Here is a 15,052-nt window from a genome sequence, read left to right on the forward strand (position 1 = left end):
TATCCCATCGTTAGGTTACTTCTGGCTGATCTCGAGTTCATCAATGACTTCAGGTAGATCGATATCGTCGCTAACGAGGCGATCAGCTGCGAGTTGCCTGGCTCTGTTTCTGAGTTCTGAGGCAGGTTTCTCGTGGTGAACCGATCGTTCAGTGAGTGCGAGGATCGTCAGTAGGTCATTGTGCTTCTGGCTAGTGCTGGAAGGTAACATCTTGAAAGCCCCTGACGGGCTCGAGTCCCGCGCCTCGCTGCGCTCCTCAGGAATTGCGGTGCTTGCGTCGTCGGGGTTCCTCGAGCCCGCCAGCCCCTTTCAGTCCCACCCGTGTGGAAGGATTAGTCGGCTACAGTGTAGCCGGTAGTTAGCCCTCGTAACCGGCACGCCCCGCTCGTCGCTGCCGCCCGGAGCATCGCTCGCGACCGACCATTCCGGGCTGCCTGCCTGCAGTCGCGGGCGGGCTGCCGGGCTAAAGTGCATGTGCCCTCGGCGCCAGCGGGTATCCCCGTCGGTTTCGCCCCTCGCGGGCTTTCGCGTTCCAGCGCTTGGTGCCGCCTGCGCTGTCGCGCGCCACACCGCGGCGCGCGTTCTCGGCGACAGTCGCGCTGGACACGGACCCGCAGTCCGGGCCGGACACGAGCGGGCATATCCCGCTGGCCGCTCGCTCCGGGCGGGTCGGCGCGCGGTGCTGGTTGGGACCACCTCATGCAGGCGCGCTCTCGCTCGCGCCCGGTAGGGCGCTCGCGAAGGCGCGAGCGAGAGCGCGCAGATGGTTCTGTCGGTCGTTGTCGTCGGAAAACCGCGATGTAGGAGCATCGCGGTGTCGGCGCGTGAGCGCCTTCGGTCTTTGGTGAGACCAATGTCAAGTAACAGCTCTAGTAGCAAGGTCGTTACGGTGGATGAACAGGCATTCGAAAAAGCGGACGAGCAGGCGGTCGATGAAGACGGCTTCCCGGTCGTCGACGAGACGCCAGAGTTCGAGGCGGCAGTCGAGCAGGAGACGCAGGCCAAGGTCGATGCGAACCACCCGGATGGGATTGCAGACACGAGCAAGGAGCGGATTCACGGTGTCACCCTCGAACAGGAAGAGCGCATTCGGGCGCGGGAAGCCGAACTGGAGCACATCAGTGCCCAGGCCGAGCTGGGAACGCAGGACGGTCGCGAGCAGCGCACGCGAGAGGTCGTCAGGGAGCAGTGTGGCCGTGACGAGCCGGCGCCGGCGGAGCGCACGGATCCCCGAGAGAAGCTGCCGCAAGAGGAACTCGCGGCGGTCAACGAGCAGGCGATGCGGATCAGCGACGAAGTGCAGGGCGGCTGGTCGAGAGCGGTCGTCGCGAAGCAGCTGGCTGAGAAGGTGCAGCGCGGGCGGGACGTCACGAAGGCGGTGCTGGAAACCCTCGAAGAACTGAAGGCGGCGCCGGGGGCGATCGTGCCCATCGCGGACGTGCCGGACGTCCCAGTCGGTGAGGTGACGGTCGAAGGTGAAATCACGCAACTCTGGGATCCGAGTGACACGTCGATTTCTCAGGTCGGGTTGATCGAGGACGATAGCGGGAAGATCAAGTTCACCATCTGGGAGGCCTCTCGGAAGACGGTCGTGAGCGAAGGTGAGACGGTCCGGTTCCGGGCCGTCAAGAAGAACTGGTACCAGGGTCGGTGCAGCATCGCTATCACGGGCTGGAGCAGGATCGAATTCCCAGAGCGCGGTCGGTGGTGGGAAGAGTAGGCGAGCGCGTCGCCCTTCTTTTTTGGTGTGTGCCGGACCGACCCTGACCCCACCGCCCCACCCTCCGCTGCCGGCCTCCCGTCGGTCGGCCGGCAGCCACGACCTTGTGTCCAGCTTAGAGAGACATATCGTTAGGCGGGTCTCCCGATGGTAGGTGGAAGATCTTTTTTATAACACAAAAAGAGAGCAGATGCTAATTACCTGATTGGAACCGGGGAAGTGAGCTAAACCAGCTATAGGCATCTGGATTCTGGCTTATCCAAATACTAATACAAATTAAGGCGATTCCAATTACGATCGCTACAATAACTGCAGTTCGTTCAAAGTAATCGTTTCCCACTGGCGAATAATCAAATGGTAGCACCAGCGCAGCAAAAACCAGCACAGATACAATAATCGAAAGGAAGTGTAAGCTACCTATAGAGAAAACAACCGCTGAAATTGTCGCTAAAACCATCCAGAGACTCAGAAGAACATAGAATGAAAGATCAATCCAATTCTGCGCTCTATCCCGTTGTTTCTCTGCAATCCCCTGATAGCTATTAATACGAGACTCTAATTGGGAGAATTCGAAGAGGTCCTGATTGAACTGTCGAATGCGATCCCTGTATAGAATGAAATCATTCTGGGATTCTCTGATTACTCGATCCAAATCATCGATCTGCCCCTGGATCAACGGCAGATAGAATGTGAGAATGAGAATCGTGACGAATGTTGTAAAAGGGATAACAAGCCGATTTTCACTCCATCGAAGCACCAGAAAGATGTTGGCGATAATGGCCCCCAGTAGCGTGAATCCTAACCCCTGAATTCTACGGGAGCTTTCAGTAGCGGCATCCGATAGCCGACTCGTAATATCTGCCATAAGGGCCTGGGTTTCATCAAGCGCGTCGCTGAGGCCCTGGAAATCCTCTTTTATTACCTGCCTCTTGAGACGATCAAGTGTCTCAGTAATTTCATTCCGGGACTCAACGATGAGGTATAGCTTATCCAGTTCACTCTCAATTTCCTCCTCTCTTCCAGCAATAGTTTCAGCCAGCGCTCTCTGCCATAGACTGCGGAAAGATGGCTCAGTACTTTCAGATGAAAAGTTGTTGTAGAGTTCAACCAAACCGGATGTGATGTTATCGTTAAACCCCTCATGGAATTGTCCGTCTTCCAATCGAATTTCTAGTTCAGGGTTCAGTTCAATACTAAATTTCGTGATGTCATCCACACATGCTACAGATCTACAGAACAAGCCAAGATTGTAATAGACGATGAAATGGGACGGGAGGCCCGATGAACAGTGATTATAGAGTGTATTGATAGGTTCCGGATGTACTGGAGTTATATCTTCACCCCAGCTCACATATTCTCTAACAGAGTCTTGTGAAGCACGATACTCAACTAACGCCTGCTGCAGAGTATCAGAATCAAGTTGCCCCAAGGTGTCGAGACCAGCTATAACAGTTTGGTCAACAGTCAGTTCAGATTGATCATCAAAAAACAGTATTGGGAGCCGATTTGCGTCAAACATTACCTCGCCAATTCGGCTGGGATGTTTATCTTCAGCCCATTGTGAAAAACTCCCCTCAGAAAGCCAAAAATGCGGATTAGTTTCGATACCAGCGAAGATCGAGGAAGCTGCAGTCTCTATACTGGTGACTACCTGAGGTTTGTTGACCGTAGCTGTAACTACAAGTTCAACTGAATCAGCGATACCAGAACATATTGAGGTGAGGTGTGTTCCCGCTGATTCCCAGTCACCCTCTTGCCGACGGCGTTGGAATCTAGATAGCTCGATATCATCATAATTTGTTTCTTCTTCGTCAAGATCGTCTAAACCGACGTTCCGAATCGTAGCACCAGACAATTCGAAAAATATTCGAGGTCCGTTTCTTTCTTCGATTTCAAATGAAGTCAAAATATGACTATATTCAGAAACATATTCCAATATTTCGTCAAGAGAGGATTCAACCTCGGAATATTGGCCGCTGAGTTTGATTCTATCCAGATCTTCGTTTGCTTCAGGAAAGAAATCGACTAAGGACCTCACAGCGGAAACCTCGTCAGCAACCATAATTCAAAACAGATCCTGAATTACAGGCAAATCACTTATGTCCTCGAACAGCGGATTTGTTGAGCCTGATGGACCAACTGGGAATTCAGGGTCAGAATCTTTGAGAATTAGATAGTATTCTTCCCCATCATCCGATCTGGCTAACTGAATCCGATCGTCTGTCTTCACCTTCTCGATAGATATTTTCAGTCTCTCACCGGCAAATTGGATCGCAATATCGCCACTATGGAGATCTCCATCTGTATCGAACTCTTCATCGAGATCAGTTCCATCAAACTCACTATATGATGAAAACACAGCATCACTCTCGCCTTCAGCTGCCCGCTCTTTGAATGTAGTTTCAACAAGTTCGTCAGGGTATTCATTCTCTTCAAGATCGATAAACTCGTACCAGTAATTAGCCCAGTTAGAACTACCCCGTTTTTGGAATACTTGAACTTTTGAATCATCAATTGCTTCATCTACACCGTCATGACGAGGGTAGAGAAGACTCTTATCGGTCTGTTCCCGAATTACTTGTTCGTTTTCAGTGAGGATATCCTCAGCATCTGGATTGATATTATACGCATCGTCTATATACGGAGTTTTAATTATTGTTACAAAATCGTCATTCCCTCTACTGAACCGGCCAAATATAAGCAAATCCAAGACTGCGATCTCATTAGGGACCTGATTGACCTGTTGAAGAAATAGTTCCGTGAGCTTCCGAGAATTATTCTCAAAGTCTGTCCCTCCTCTCAGTTCCTCAAGAAGGCCTATCGGGGTACTATCAGAAGAATCGATATCTATAGCCTCATATGCACTCTCTGTCCATTGGTGATTTCTAGCGTTAGCAATATCCTCTCTTTCATATTTTTTGTGCCACACATCCTCTATAAGTCTACGACAGGTCTGATGTACTTCAGATTCGTCTTCGCCCTCTTCTAGATCCCCTTCCAGCAAAGTTCCTAAAACATCGAATTCTGGGTCCGAACCGTCTTCGGACATCTCACAGCCAATTAGGCAAATTGAACGGACTGTGGTCATAATATTCTCGAATCAACCATTTTGCGCTACCAATATAAAACCGGTTATGCTGAAGACAGAAAACGGGTTATTAGCTACTTGATTAATGGCATATTCATTATATGACTTTCCTGACCACTAAGTCGTAGGTATCATAGAAGGGGTATCGTTCGTTCTGAGTCTGTTAACCCCTCAATGGGTGAGGGGCTCGCTGTACTGGCGAGTTCCCGAAACACGGTAAGAACGATGGCAACGAGAGACATCTACGAGAGCGGATTCGACGAGGACGTCCAGACGGACTCGAACACCAACCAGTGTCCCGAGTGCGACGGCCGGGTCACCACGAACGCGGTCGAAACGGTCTGCGAGGACTGTGGCCTGGTCATCGACGAACAGCGCATCGATCACGGGCCGGAGTGGCGGGCGTACGACAACGAGGAGTCCGAAAGAACGGGCGCCCCACTCACTGCGGCTCGCCATGATCGCGGCCTGTCGACGGAAATCGGTCGCGGCATCGACGCGAATGGGAACGAGATCTCTGGGCAGAAGCGGCGGCGACTCGTGCGGATGCGCCGTGAGCAGACCCGTGGTCGCTGGCGTTCGAAAGCGGAACGGAATCTCGCACACGGGTTGGGCGAGGTGCGTCGGTTGGCGAGTGCGCTCGAGCTCTTCCGAAGCGCCCAGAACGAGGATCTGCTTCGTGGCAGATCCATCGAGGCCATCGCCGCGGCCAGCGTCTACGGAGCCTGCCGGTGCAACGGCCTCTCGCGGTTAGTAGACGACATCAGCGAGATGGCCCGCGTCGCGGAGTCACGGGTCACGAACGCGTACAAAACGCTGAACAAAGAGCTTAGCCTCCCCGCTGAGCCCGTCTCCCCCAGTATGTTCGTGCCGCGACTCGCCTCAGACCTCGAGTGTCCGGACGAGATCCGACAGCGGGCCCGAACGCTCGCAGAGCAGGCCGAGGAGCTCGGCGTCACGATGGGCGTCCATCCGGCCGGGTTCGCAGCGGCCTGCCTCTACAAGGCCGGTCTCGAAGAGGGGCGATGGTTGACGCAATCCGAGGCCGCGGACGTGGCGAACGCCTCGAAGGCGACCGTCCGGGCACACCGGAATACGTTGGAGGAACAGGTCGCCTGAGACAGATCACTGTCTCTCCGTCTGTACTGCAATCGTTCTATCCACGCTACGATTTAAACACGAAGACGAGCCATGTTCTCTGTAGACTGCTCTATGAACGGTCGTTACTCCGACTTTGAGGAACTGCGGCCGACCGGCGAGGCGTCCCATATTCCGGACACGAGGCTGGACGACGGGTGTGAGGGTGCCCCCCGGCGGCAACGCGTCGCGACGAGCGCTGGTGGCTACCCTGATGCGCCGACGGCCGCCGATGGCGAGTGCCGGTCCTGTGGGGCGTCAGTCCCAGACGGCCAGACGAAATGCCGGTTCTGTCTCTCTAACCATCTCGGAGGTGACGCCACTAGCACGAACGAGGCAGCGTCGACGACGTTCCTCGGCATCGTCCACCTGGTCGTCGAATCGACCACGTTCTACGGCGCCGTCGCGAAGGGCGGCGCCGCGGCGAACCTCCTCTCTGCCAACGAGGCGGAGCCGGCCGTCGACGACTACACGCTCATCTACGATCTCGACGAAGCGCCGGCGCGCCAGCTGGCCGAGCAATGGCCCTCACTCCCCGACGCGGTACAGCTGTCGTCAGAGGAGGGAGAGCAGCTTCTCAGTGCCGCCCGTGACCGGACTGGGTGGTACGGGCAAAGAGCGTCAGGTCAGGAGCAGGGCCCGACGCGGCTCTACGACCAGCGTGGGGACAGCATCCGCGACGCGTCGCGTCTCGACGCAGTCCTCGACGACGCCGTCGACGCGGTGTGGCTGGTTCCAGCGATGGCGCTGACCGAATCTACTGGCGAAGCTGCAGCTGATCGGCAAGAGTCGTCGGTACCGACGACTCAGGAACTCGACTGTCAAACCTGTGGACGGGCGACCGACCATCGGTTCAAGACCCACGAGTCGGTCCCGGATGCGGCGTGGACGGGGCAACCGATCTGGGAGTGCCGGGTGTGTGGCTCAGCTCGCTACGGCCCCAGTCTCGAGTAGCGCCAGTGCTGGGCGTCGATTAACCAACACCCTGCGAGTACCGTCGAGGTTCGTTGGTTAAGGCCGCGAACTCCTGTAACCCCGACGCCAGTCTCGATGGGGAGTCTTTCCGCGCCGGCGAGCGGTGAGGCGCTTCCGATGGAGCAAGAGTTCAAACAAGGGTACCGGATGCATCGTATACTCAGCAATCTCAACCGACTCGATGTCGAACGATTGGACGACGCGGATCGAGAGCGAGTCGAGACCGCGAGAGACCTCCTGAAGGAGGTGAGCCTTCTCACGCGGCCGGGCGACGGAACCGGAGCGGACGACCACGCAGATTCCTAACTGGCGTCGCCGGCCACGCCTCGGGAGGCACCTCTCGCGTCGGTTTATCGCCCCCGACAGAGGTGCGGGGGCGACCCCGTGAGGTCCAGACATGGCGACACTACAAGCTGCGACGACGTCGACCGGCGCGATCGTATCGGATCCGCAGGCAGTCCGCGAGCTCTGTGAGAGCTACTGCTTCGGGACGCTCGACTGGGAGGTGACCGAAGACGGAGAGCTCACCATCTGGGGATACGACGACTTCGAGGTGTACGAGGCGCGGGAGAAAGGCCTGCCGGACTACGAGGGCGGCATCGTGACCCACGAATTCTTGCGAGAACTTGCCGACCACCTCGAAGTTGACGAGGAACTCGACATCCAGACAGCGGGGTTCACTAAGTGTCGCTTCCCCGTGCTGGCGAAGCGGTACGTCGTTCGCGACGGCGAAGTCCTCCACGCGGACCTCAGTTCCCCCGAGCCGATCGACGATAGAGTTGTTCATCCCCCGGGAGGGGGGGGGCGGGGCGATCCAGTCGTGGGGCGCCCTGCGAGGTGATTGTTCAGATGGGTCACCGCGCACTTGTTGCGTACGAACGGACAGACGGACAGTACACGCTCCACTACTCTCATTGGGGTGCTGCAAACCTGAATCTCAAGCACCGAATCTCGGCTGAGTCGCCGTTCGGTGGCGACGATACCGATTCCAAGTGGCCGAAACAGCTGCTGGCGGAACTGGCCGATGGCCTCGAGGCAGAAGCCGTCGACGGCTACCTCGCCGGCGAAGACCAACCGTCGACGGTTGTCGAGCCGAAGCCCCGCGCCACCGGGCTCACCCTCGACGAGATCGTTGCTGACCACCTCGACTACCTCCACCACGAGGCGTTCTTCGTGGTGTCGCCGACGTTCGAGGTGACCGCCTACCGGACGCTGTGGTTCGGCCTGCAGTACGATTCGGAGACAATCGACCACGGTGAGACGGTCGGGAACGGGGCGCTCGCGACCGTTCGGTGGCACGACGGCGAGCCGGTCGGCGACGGCCATCTGAAGGGGCAGTTCCGGGCGCTGAAGGACGTCGTCGGCGATATGGTCGACAAGGGTGTGTTCACCCAGTCGACTGCTCGCCAGTACCTCAAGCAGAAACTCGGCGAGTGGGTCGGGAAGCGGCAGGAGTTGCGCATCCCGAGCGGAGAAGCACCGTCCCCGGACGCGACACTCAGCCGCTCGTAGGCCGATCTGCGTCGAAGCAGATGGTGTTTTTCTGGGGCAGAAAGGACTGAGCCCCACCGTAGGCTCGTGATTGGATGCCCGAGAAACCAGACGACGACCCATTCCACGATTGCGAGTTCGGTCCCGACGCAGTCCTCGGGACGCGCACCTTCCACGATGTCCTGTTCACCGACGACACCGAGACGCCGGTGAACGTGCTCACCGGCGAGACGCCCGCACATTCGCAGGCGACCGTCGAGGAAGCGAAGGCGTTCGCTGCGAGTATCGACACGGACACACCACAAATCGCGCTCCCGGCCTCTGTCGAGACGCAGGTCGAAACCCAGAGCAAGCCCTACACCTCAGCTGCGTTCTTCCACTTCAAGGCGACCGGATCGCTCGAACTGCACCGTGCCTACCACGCCGCCTACGACTCCGACGCGTTCAGCGTCGACTTCGAGGCCGACTACGAGTCGGGCAATCTGACGATCACCGTCGAGCGGACACGCGACTCCTGAACCCGGTCTCTCGTAGCGAGTTTTTCGAGCGCCGGCGATGGGTGCCGGCGCACCGAGCAGACAAAGCCGAGCAGTGCCCGGTGAGTCGGCGCTCCGAGGTGAACAAAGATGCATATGGTCATCTACGCGTTGGTCGAGGCACCGACACAGCACGACGCCTTAGTCGAGGGTAAAGCGGTCTTCGACCGTCTCGTCGGGGCGAATCCCCACGGCTGCGCCGTGTTTGACTACTACTGCACCTTCGACGAAGAGGATACGACGGTCGCCGGGAAGGCTCGCTGGGGAGACCTACCGACGGCAGCACCCATCAATTCAGAGGAGGGCGGTGAACTGCTTGACCGAGCCTGGAACGCCACAAAGAAGAGTTCCAGCGGAATCTCGACCGCGTGAAAGAGGCGCTCGACGAGCTCAGCGACGAGGAGATTATGCGTGATGAAGATCTCGCCCGACACGCGTTCCATCAGGTCGGCGCCTACGAGGGACCATCAGTCCCGATGTACGACCAGCACGCGATGGGGATTCGCCATCGCGATCAGCTCGATCGTGTCCTCGAGGAAGAGGAAGACAGCCAGACACTCTGGATTGTCCCCGCAGACGTCCACTTCTGATTGACAATGCCCAGAATCACAAAATGGTCCCGGGAGAGTCGTACACCAACACTCGCGTATCGAAACACCGAGACTGGAGCGCGAGCCGTTCTACACCGGGCTCCGGATTCATACCGGTACAAGTGGCGCGGGGGGATCCTCGTCGACGGCTACCCGATCTGGTCGCGAGGCTTCGAGACGAAGGAGGCGACAACGTTCCGGAATGCGCTTCGGGAGCAGCCAGCGCCCGAACTGAACTGTCCGGAGTGTCCAAACGACGACGTCCTCGTCGGTGAGAAGACAGCTGATGGAGCGAAGGTACAGCGCTGGTACGACTGTCCGGACTGTGGGTACGAAGCCCTCTCGCGCATCGTCTACGGCCCTGAACGCTGAGAACGTACACACGCAGGGTGTTTTTCGGCCGGGGCGGAGAGAGTGACCCGGTCGAACCGGGTCGGTCCAACAATGAGTCTCGAAGTACTCGACCGACACAGCGAGGCACTGTTCGAGTTCCTCTGGTGCCCCGTCTGCGGGCAGGAAGTGTTCACCCACATTCCCTTCGAGGGAGTGTTCTGCAAGAACTGTAACACGCAGGTCGTCCTCCGAGAGTCCCGAGAAAACCGTGGCTACGAGGAGGCTGTGCTCGCGTGCTTCGACACCGACTCGACGTGGAACCTTCACGTCGACGAGAAGCTCCGTCGCGACCTGCCTGACGGCTCGGCACGGGCAAAAATCCTCGGTGCACCGGGTGCCTATGAGATCGACTGGTGGAGTCCAGCACCTGGGGAGGATTGGGAGCCGGTCGAGCGTGGTGAATTCGACGACGTGGAGGAACCAGACGAGGTGTCACATCTCGCGTAGCGGATTGCAATCCCGCTACGACTGTGTGGTGTTGTTTCAGCGCCGGCGATGGGTGCCGGCGCACACGCGCCGGCGAGTACCGATGTCGACACGGAGCCAACTCCGATTCGTCCAACGAGTCGAACAGACCGGTGAGACAGATGGCAGCGCCGACCGCGTCGCGCAGGTGTACCGGCATTCGGACGGGTACCCCGGGAGCGTCCTCCGGGATCTCGCACAACTGAAAGAGCTTCTCGATGCGACCCGCGCAGAGCGTGGCCCGGGCTACACGGCGGCGACCTTCGTGTTCCTCGACAAGCTCTCGACGGTCGACCTCTACCTGGATGGCGACCCAGAGCGAACGATCGACGCGGCTCAGCCAGCGGATCTCCTCGAGCCGTCCAATATGGAGCACCTGGACCAGCCGCTGTTCCTGCTGGGCCACGGCGTCGAGAATCCGTCCGACGGCATCCACGGCGACGAGGAGTACCTCTACGTCGTCGAACTCCCGACGGAGAACCCGTTCGACGAGCCGACCGAGTGGACAGTCAAAGTGAGCGGTCACTCCGCGTTCCCCCGCTGGGACGGCCCGACCGACGAGGCCTTCGAGCAGGCGAGCTGGCAGTTCCACGGGTCGCTCGAGGACGCGCTCGCAGAACTGGTCCGGGACGAAGCAGTCGTCAAGTAAAATCCCAAATCGTATTTATATATTTAGGGTTTAGAAAGACCCAGATGATTTCGAAGGCCGGACTCGCCGTGCTTGACGCGCTGAGTACCGGCCGTAAAGCAACACCGGCGGAACTCGCGGCCGAAACCGGATATTCACAGGAACATCTGTACGACGTACTCGACGAATTGCTCGCAGCGGGATTGCTCACAGAAACCCGTGGGTCCAGCAATCAGCGTCGTGTCCGCATCGCGGAACATCCAGTTACCGAAGCGTATCGAACGCTGCAGTCGGAGTTCAGCCACGTAGACTGGACGGAACTGCTCTCCCCAGCCACACTCCGCGTGTGTTGGTATCTCGATAGACCACGTTACATCGCTGATATCGCAGACCGGCTCGGAATCACTCGACAAGGTGTCCACAGCGCGTTATCGCCGCTCAAGCACCGAGCACTACTCTCCAGATCCGATTCGAAGTACGCCCTTCATGACGAAGTCTCGCCGCTGTTGGCGTTCGCCCGGGCTACTGTAGAGCACGAACATCGGGCCCGAGTCCGGGAAATCGCCCCCAGCGCCACGATCGCGTGGTGCGATCCGAACCGATCCCTCGTCCGCGTACAGACTGCTGAGGATACGGACGCACTCCAAGCAGCTCCGGACTGGGAGATGACCGGACTGGGTCGGTTTGCAGCGTATAGTCTACAGTTTTTCCTCGCCGGCGAGCCTCCGTTCTGGTATGCTCCAGGTGAGGAGCTAACGGCTGCTGAAGTCGTATGCCATACGCTCCTTCTGGATAGCGGATCCCGACGAGTCAGCTATTCGATGCTGCTGATCGAGGCGGAGGATATCGATCAGGAAACGCTCATCGAGACCGCACGGTGGTACGACCTGAAACCCACTGTGAAAGCGTTGTATCGGCCACTTCAGGGCGACTTCGACAGAACAGATGATCTGCCAGTCATCCTCCCAAAGAAGGACGAATATATCGCGCTCAAAGAGCAATACGGCGTCTCGTAACACCAACCCCGCAGTCTGGCGGAAAATTGCGACGGGTTAGATGATGCCGCCGATCACGAGTAGTCCGACGACGAGCAGCAGCGTCGCAACCACGCTCCCGCCAGCAAGCAGCTTGTTCTCCATCGCCTTCTCGTGGAGGGGCATCTCGGCGTACTCCTTGCGGAATGTGTCTCGGTTCTCCTCGTCGTAGAAGTACTTCGTCTTCAGCGCGAACCGTTCGGTCACCGCACAGCCGGTACAGACCGGCTTCCCTTCGAGTCGTTCGGTCTTGATGTGACTGTCGCAGGCGATCGCCCCGCAGTTCGGACAGTAGGTGTACGTCTCGTCGACGCCGCTCGTCTCGCAGTGGACGCACCGATGGATGCCGTCCTCCAGAGTGACCCGTGAGGGGCCAGCAGCATAGTATTCGTACGGATACGAGTACTCCAGTATCTCTGTCGTCTGCCGAACCTCAGGTAGATACACCGGCTCAATCGATTGCACTGAGATGTCCGAGAGGTTCGGTTCACACGTCTTGTTGTACGTGACGTTATTGTCGCCGGTGTAGGTCACCGTCGTCGTGTGGTAGTCCTGGAGACGATCAACAGCCCACTCCTTGTACTCCGTTTGAGTCTGACCGAACCGTCGTTCGTCGATGTTGTCGAATTCCTCGGTAAACTGCCCGGTATCGAGGGGAACCGTCGCGTGGAAATTCTCGGTGACCAGCGTCGCGACTTCGTCGTTGGCCACCTTTGGATGGCCGCGCTCAGCGTGGACAACGAACTGTGTGCGATCGTTGATCCGGTGGATGACACCGACTGAGGTCTCGAAGACAGCGTTCGTGTCGGCGGTGATCGCAACCACCGGTCGGAACGTCACTTGCGAGTGCGGCACCGGCAGATCCGCGGCCTCAATGTTCTCGATGTCGCGGAACGCCTCCTGGACAGGTGCGTCGGCATCCGCCGCCGGATCGTACGGTCGGAGCGTCTCGTCACAGAGGATCTCGATGCGCCCGTTGTAGAGATCGAGACCGATTTCGTCGGCGATCTCCCGAAGGTCCTCGCCGTCGATCAGCTCGATGGGATAGGGATCGTCGTTCCGCTGGAGCCGGTCAGCGTACTCCTCGGCAGGGTTCGTAAATCGACCAGTGGTGGCGACCATCCCACGCTTTGGACCGTCGAAGTCGAACGTCGCGATGGCCGAGTGCAGCTTCTGGACGACCGGCCGGCCGACCGTCCCGGTGTGCTTACACTCGACGATGATCGCCCGTCGCGTGCCGTCGACGACCTCCTCCATGATGACGTCGCGCCCCTCGTCGGCCGTCCGCTCGGCCTGGCGGACGTTTTCGTAGCCGAGGTTCCGGAAGACGTCCTCCATCAAGTCCTCGAACTCGAATCCCGAGAGGTCGTCCAGTACAGCCATCCGAATGTAATTGGACAGTATCTTGCTATGACTATATACGTTGCCGACGGTGGCGACGAAGTCGCGACGACATGAGCGTTGTTGTTGTTCGTCCCGCAAGGGGTGCGGGACGACACATCCGTCCCGGGTAACCGATGAGTTCTGAGAGCAACAGCGAGAGCGCCCCCGACAACTGGTGGTTGTATCGACGAACAGACGACGACCATTTCGTGTTCGCCTACGAGTTCTCGAAATCCGTCCTCTGCCACGTCCAGCAATCCTCGGACTGGCTGGTCCGGGTCGATCGAGCCGATGGGACGATCCTCTTCAGCCAGCACGACCTCCGGTCTCGAGAGGCAGCATTCGCGCTCGCCGAGAGCGTCATGGAGCTCTGTACGCTGCTCCATCGGGAGGTCGTCACGGAGCGGAGCCAAGCGCGAAAGCCGATGTACGTCGGATCCCGACCAACCGGGACCGCGAGTGCGAGCAATCAAGAAGCCGGACGCGGTCCAGACACCGCCCGTCGGCCGTCGGATTCCTTTCCCCGCCAGCCCCCGGAACGACCACGAGGCCTGGGACACCGGGAAGGTGAGTTCCAATAACCGCTAGCCGAGCATACCGCGACGAAGGCTGTGTGGGCGGATGCTATCCAAGGAGATCTCGTTGAGCGCCGCCGAAACTCTCCTTCGGAATGCCGTAGTCAATATTCAGATCGTCGAACCACTGAATCACGATTGGCATGAGTTCTGCCTTCTGACGTGCCATCTCCGCATGGGTCTCCCACGAACCCGAATAAGCAAACGACCATCCTTCGAGACCATGTTCCTCGCAGAGATAGATATCATGTCGAGCAATCCCGGGATCATCGAGGGACGTATCGCCCAACAGCAGAAGATTGATCGTGGAATCCAGAGGTGGCTCTGTGGATTCTTCCGAGGGCTCTATATTGACAGAGATGCTTGCCTGATCGGCGGGACCATTCAATGTCACCTCCGTTTGGAAACTCTCGCGACTGGTGATGCCGGCGATTCGGGATGCTAACTCCTGCTCCAGTCGCTCAATGTTCGACTCGGGACGCTCTATGTCTAAGATGTCACAGAGCTCCTTGATCCGTTGCTCGGACGGATTCTTCTCGTCCAAAATTGAATCGAGCAGTCTTTTCGCTTCCTCTTCTGACAGAGTTTTCGTATCACCATCAAGAGGGGCGAAGTCATCGCGACCGAGCGTTCCGGATCCCTCGGTGTAGATTTCTCCAATCGATTTCAAAGCGTGGATTGTATCCCACGAAATCTCGTCACCATCTTCCAATCCGAAGCGTTCGATGATCGTGTTACCCCGGGAGCGAAGCTTGTAATTGATGTTTCCGAGGTCGGTTGTCCAAGCGCGGATGTAGTAACCAGGATCGTGTTTGTATGCGTTGATCGTCGGCATATTCAACGACCCTCCTCTGGCTGGCTCTGAAATCGACTAAACATGGTGGCAAGCCTGGGTCGAGAGTGATCTGATGATATTCTATCATGACAGATACACCCATAATCCATAAATCTGGTGTTAGAGCGCTTGAGGATGCCAATTACGCACGAATTCGCGCGCGTCATTACGCGCGTAAGGGGTTCGAAGGCGACGAGTGACG

15 protein-coding genes and 2 pseudogenes are annotated in these 15,052 nt (G+C 57.9%); 13 read left to right on the top strand and 4 right to left on the bottom strand.

Features of this window, described 5'->3' with window-relative positions; genetic code table 11:
• Nucleotides 1–853: 853 nt before the first annotated feature.
• The gene (locus tag NP511_RS21370; protein ID WP_049967127.1) at nucleotides 854–1,720 is read left to right on the top strand and encodes a DNA-binding protein; all 867 of its coding nucleotides are present in this window, start codon (nucleotides 854–856) and stop codon (nucleotides 1,718–1,720) included.
• A gap of 193 nt (nucleotides 1,721–1,913) precedes the next feature.
• Here NP511_RS21370 and NP511_RS21375 read toward each other — a convergent pair whose 3' ends face one another.
• Together NP511_RS21375 and NP511_RS21380 are read right to left on the bottom strand one after the other, a co-directional pair.
• Complete coding sequence (locus NP511_RS21375) at nucleotides 1,914–3,782, bottom strand: hypothetical protein (protein WP_136396947.1); 1,869 nt, start codon at nucleotides 3,780–3,782, stop codon at nucleotides 1,914–1,916.
• A 3-nt stretch (nucleotides 3,783–3,785) separates the two neighbouring features.
• Nucleotides 3,786–4,769: a hypothetical protein gene (locus NP511_RS21380; protein WP_136396948.1), complete on the bottom strand. Its 984-nt coding sequence runs from the start codon at nucleotides 4,767–4,769 to the stop codon at nucleotides 3,786–3,788.
• A 264-nt stretch (nucleotides 4,770–5,033) separates the two neighbouring features.
• On the opposite strand from NP511_RS21380, the gene NP511_RS21385 reads away from it, so the two are divergent.
• The 11 genes and pseudogenes from NP511_RS21385 to NP511_RS21435 all read left to right on the top strand — a co-directional run bounded on the left by NP511_RS21385 (nucleotide 5,034) and on the right by NP511_RS21435 (nucleotide 12,039).
• The gene (locus NP511_RS21385; RefSeq protein ID WP_049967123.1) at nucleotides 5,034–5,927 is read left to right on the top strand and encodes a transcription initiation factor IIB; all 894 of its coding nucleotides are present in this window, start codon (nucleotides 5,034–5,036) and stop codon (nucleotides 5,925–5,927) included.
• A 93-nt stretch (nucleotides 5,928–6,020) separates the two neighbouring features.
• Nucleotides 6,021–6,899: a biosurfactant protein 1 gene (locus NP511_RS21390; RefSeq protein ID WP_084158367.1), complete on the top strand. Its 879-nt coding sequence runs from the start codon at nucleotides 6,021–6,023 to the stop codon at nucleotides 6,897–6,899.
• 138 nt (nucleotides 6,900–7,037) lie between these two features.
• Nucleotides 7,038–7,226, top strand: coding sequence for a DUF8012 family protein (locus NP511_RS21395; RefSeq protein ID WP_049967164.1), 189 nt, complete (start codon nucleotides 7,038–7,040; stop codon nucleotides 7,224–7,226).
• Between the two features lie 91 nt (nucleotides 7,227–7,317).
• A pseudogene (locus NP511_RS21400) lies at nucleotides 7,318–7,695 on the top strand (hypothetical protein); the annotation flags it as partial.
• 74 nt (nucleotides 7,696–7,769) lie between these two features.
• Nucleotides 7,770–8,432: a DUF6735 family protein gene (locus tag NP511_RS21405; RefSeq protein WP_049967121.1), complete on the top strand. Its 663-nt coding sequence runs from the start codon at nucleotides 7,770–7,772 to the stop codon at nucleotides 8,430–8,432.
• Between the two features lie 74 nt (nucleotides 8,433–8,506).
• Nucleotides 8,507–8,929, top strand: a complete 423-nt coding sequence (locus tag NP511_RS21410; protein ID WP_049967120.1) for a DUF8025 family protein — start codon at nucleotides 8,507–8,509, stop codon at nucleotides 8,927–8,929.
• Between the two features lie 108 nt (nucleotides 8,930–9,037).
• Nucleotides 9,038–9,537 (top strand): annotated as a pseudogene (locus NP511_RS21415) (DUF7995 family protein).
• A gap of 6 nt (nucleotides 9,538–9,543) precedes the next feature.
• Nucleotides 9,544–9,909: a DUF7568 family protein gene (locus NP511_RS21420; protein ID WP_084158365.1), complete on the top strand. Its 366-nt coding sequence runs from the start codon at nucleotides 9,544–9,546 to the stop codon at nucleotides 9,907–9,909.
• A gap of 72 nt (nucleotides 9,910–9,981) precedes the next feature.
• On the top strand, nucleotides 9,982–10,377 hold the full coding sequence (locus tag NP511_RS21425) for a DUF7567 family protein (RefSeq protein WP_049967119.1): 396 nt from the start codon (nucleotides 9,982–9,984) through the stop codon (nucleotides 10,375–10,377).
• 82 nt (nucleotides 10,378–10,459) lie between these two features.
• Complete coding sequence (locus NP511_RS21430; protein WP_049967118.1) at nucleotides 10,460–11,044, top strand: hypothetical protein; 585 nt, start codon at nucleotides 10,460–10,462, stop codon at nucleotides 11,042–11,044.
• A 44-nt stretch (nucleotides 11,045–11,088) separates the two neighbouring features.
• Nucleotides 11,089–12,039 carry a winged helix DNA-binding protein gene (locus tag NP511_RS21435; protein ID WP_049967117.1) on the top strand — a complete coding sequence of 317 codons (951 nt, stop codon included), beginning with the start codon at nucleotides 11,089–11,091 and terminating at the stop codon, nucleotides 12,037–12,039.
• 36 nt (nucleotides 12,040–12,075) lie between these two features.
• Here the strand turns inward: NP511_RS21435 and NP511_RS21440 are convergent, their stop codons facing one another.
• Entirely contained in the window at nucleotides 12,076–13,440 is a 1,365-nt protein-coding gene (locus NP511_RS21440; protein WP_049967116.1) for a restriction endonuclease, read from the bottom strand.
• Between the two features lie 134 nt (nucleotides 13,441–13,574).
• Between NP511_RS21440 and NP511_RS21445 the strand changes: the two genes are divergently transcribed.
• Complete coding sequence (locus tag NP511_RS21445) at nucleotides 13,575–14,021, top strand: hypothetical protein (protein WP_049967115.1); 447 nt, start codon at nucleotides 13,575–13,577, stop codon at nucleotides 14,019–14,021.
• Nucleotides 14,022–14,064: 43 nt separating this feature from the next.
• Here NP511_RS21445 and NP511_RS21450 read toward each other — a convergent pair whose 3' ends face one another.
• Nucleotides 14,065–14,850, bottom strand: a complete 786-nt coding sequence (locus NP511_RS21450; protein WP_004595480.1) for a hypothetical protein — start codon at nucleotides 14,848–14,850, stop codon at nucleotides 14,065–14,067.
• Between the last annotated feature and the right edge of the window lie 202 nt (nucleotides 14,851–15,052).

The sequence above is a fragment of the Natrinema thermotolerans genome (assembly GCF_031165565.1).
Lineage (GTDB): Archaea > Halobacteriota > Halobacteria > Halobacteriales > Natrialbaceae > Natrinema > Natrinema thermotolerans.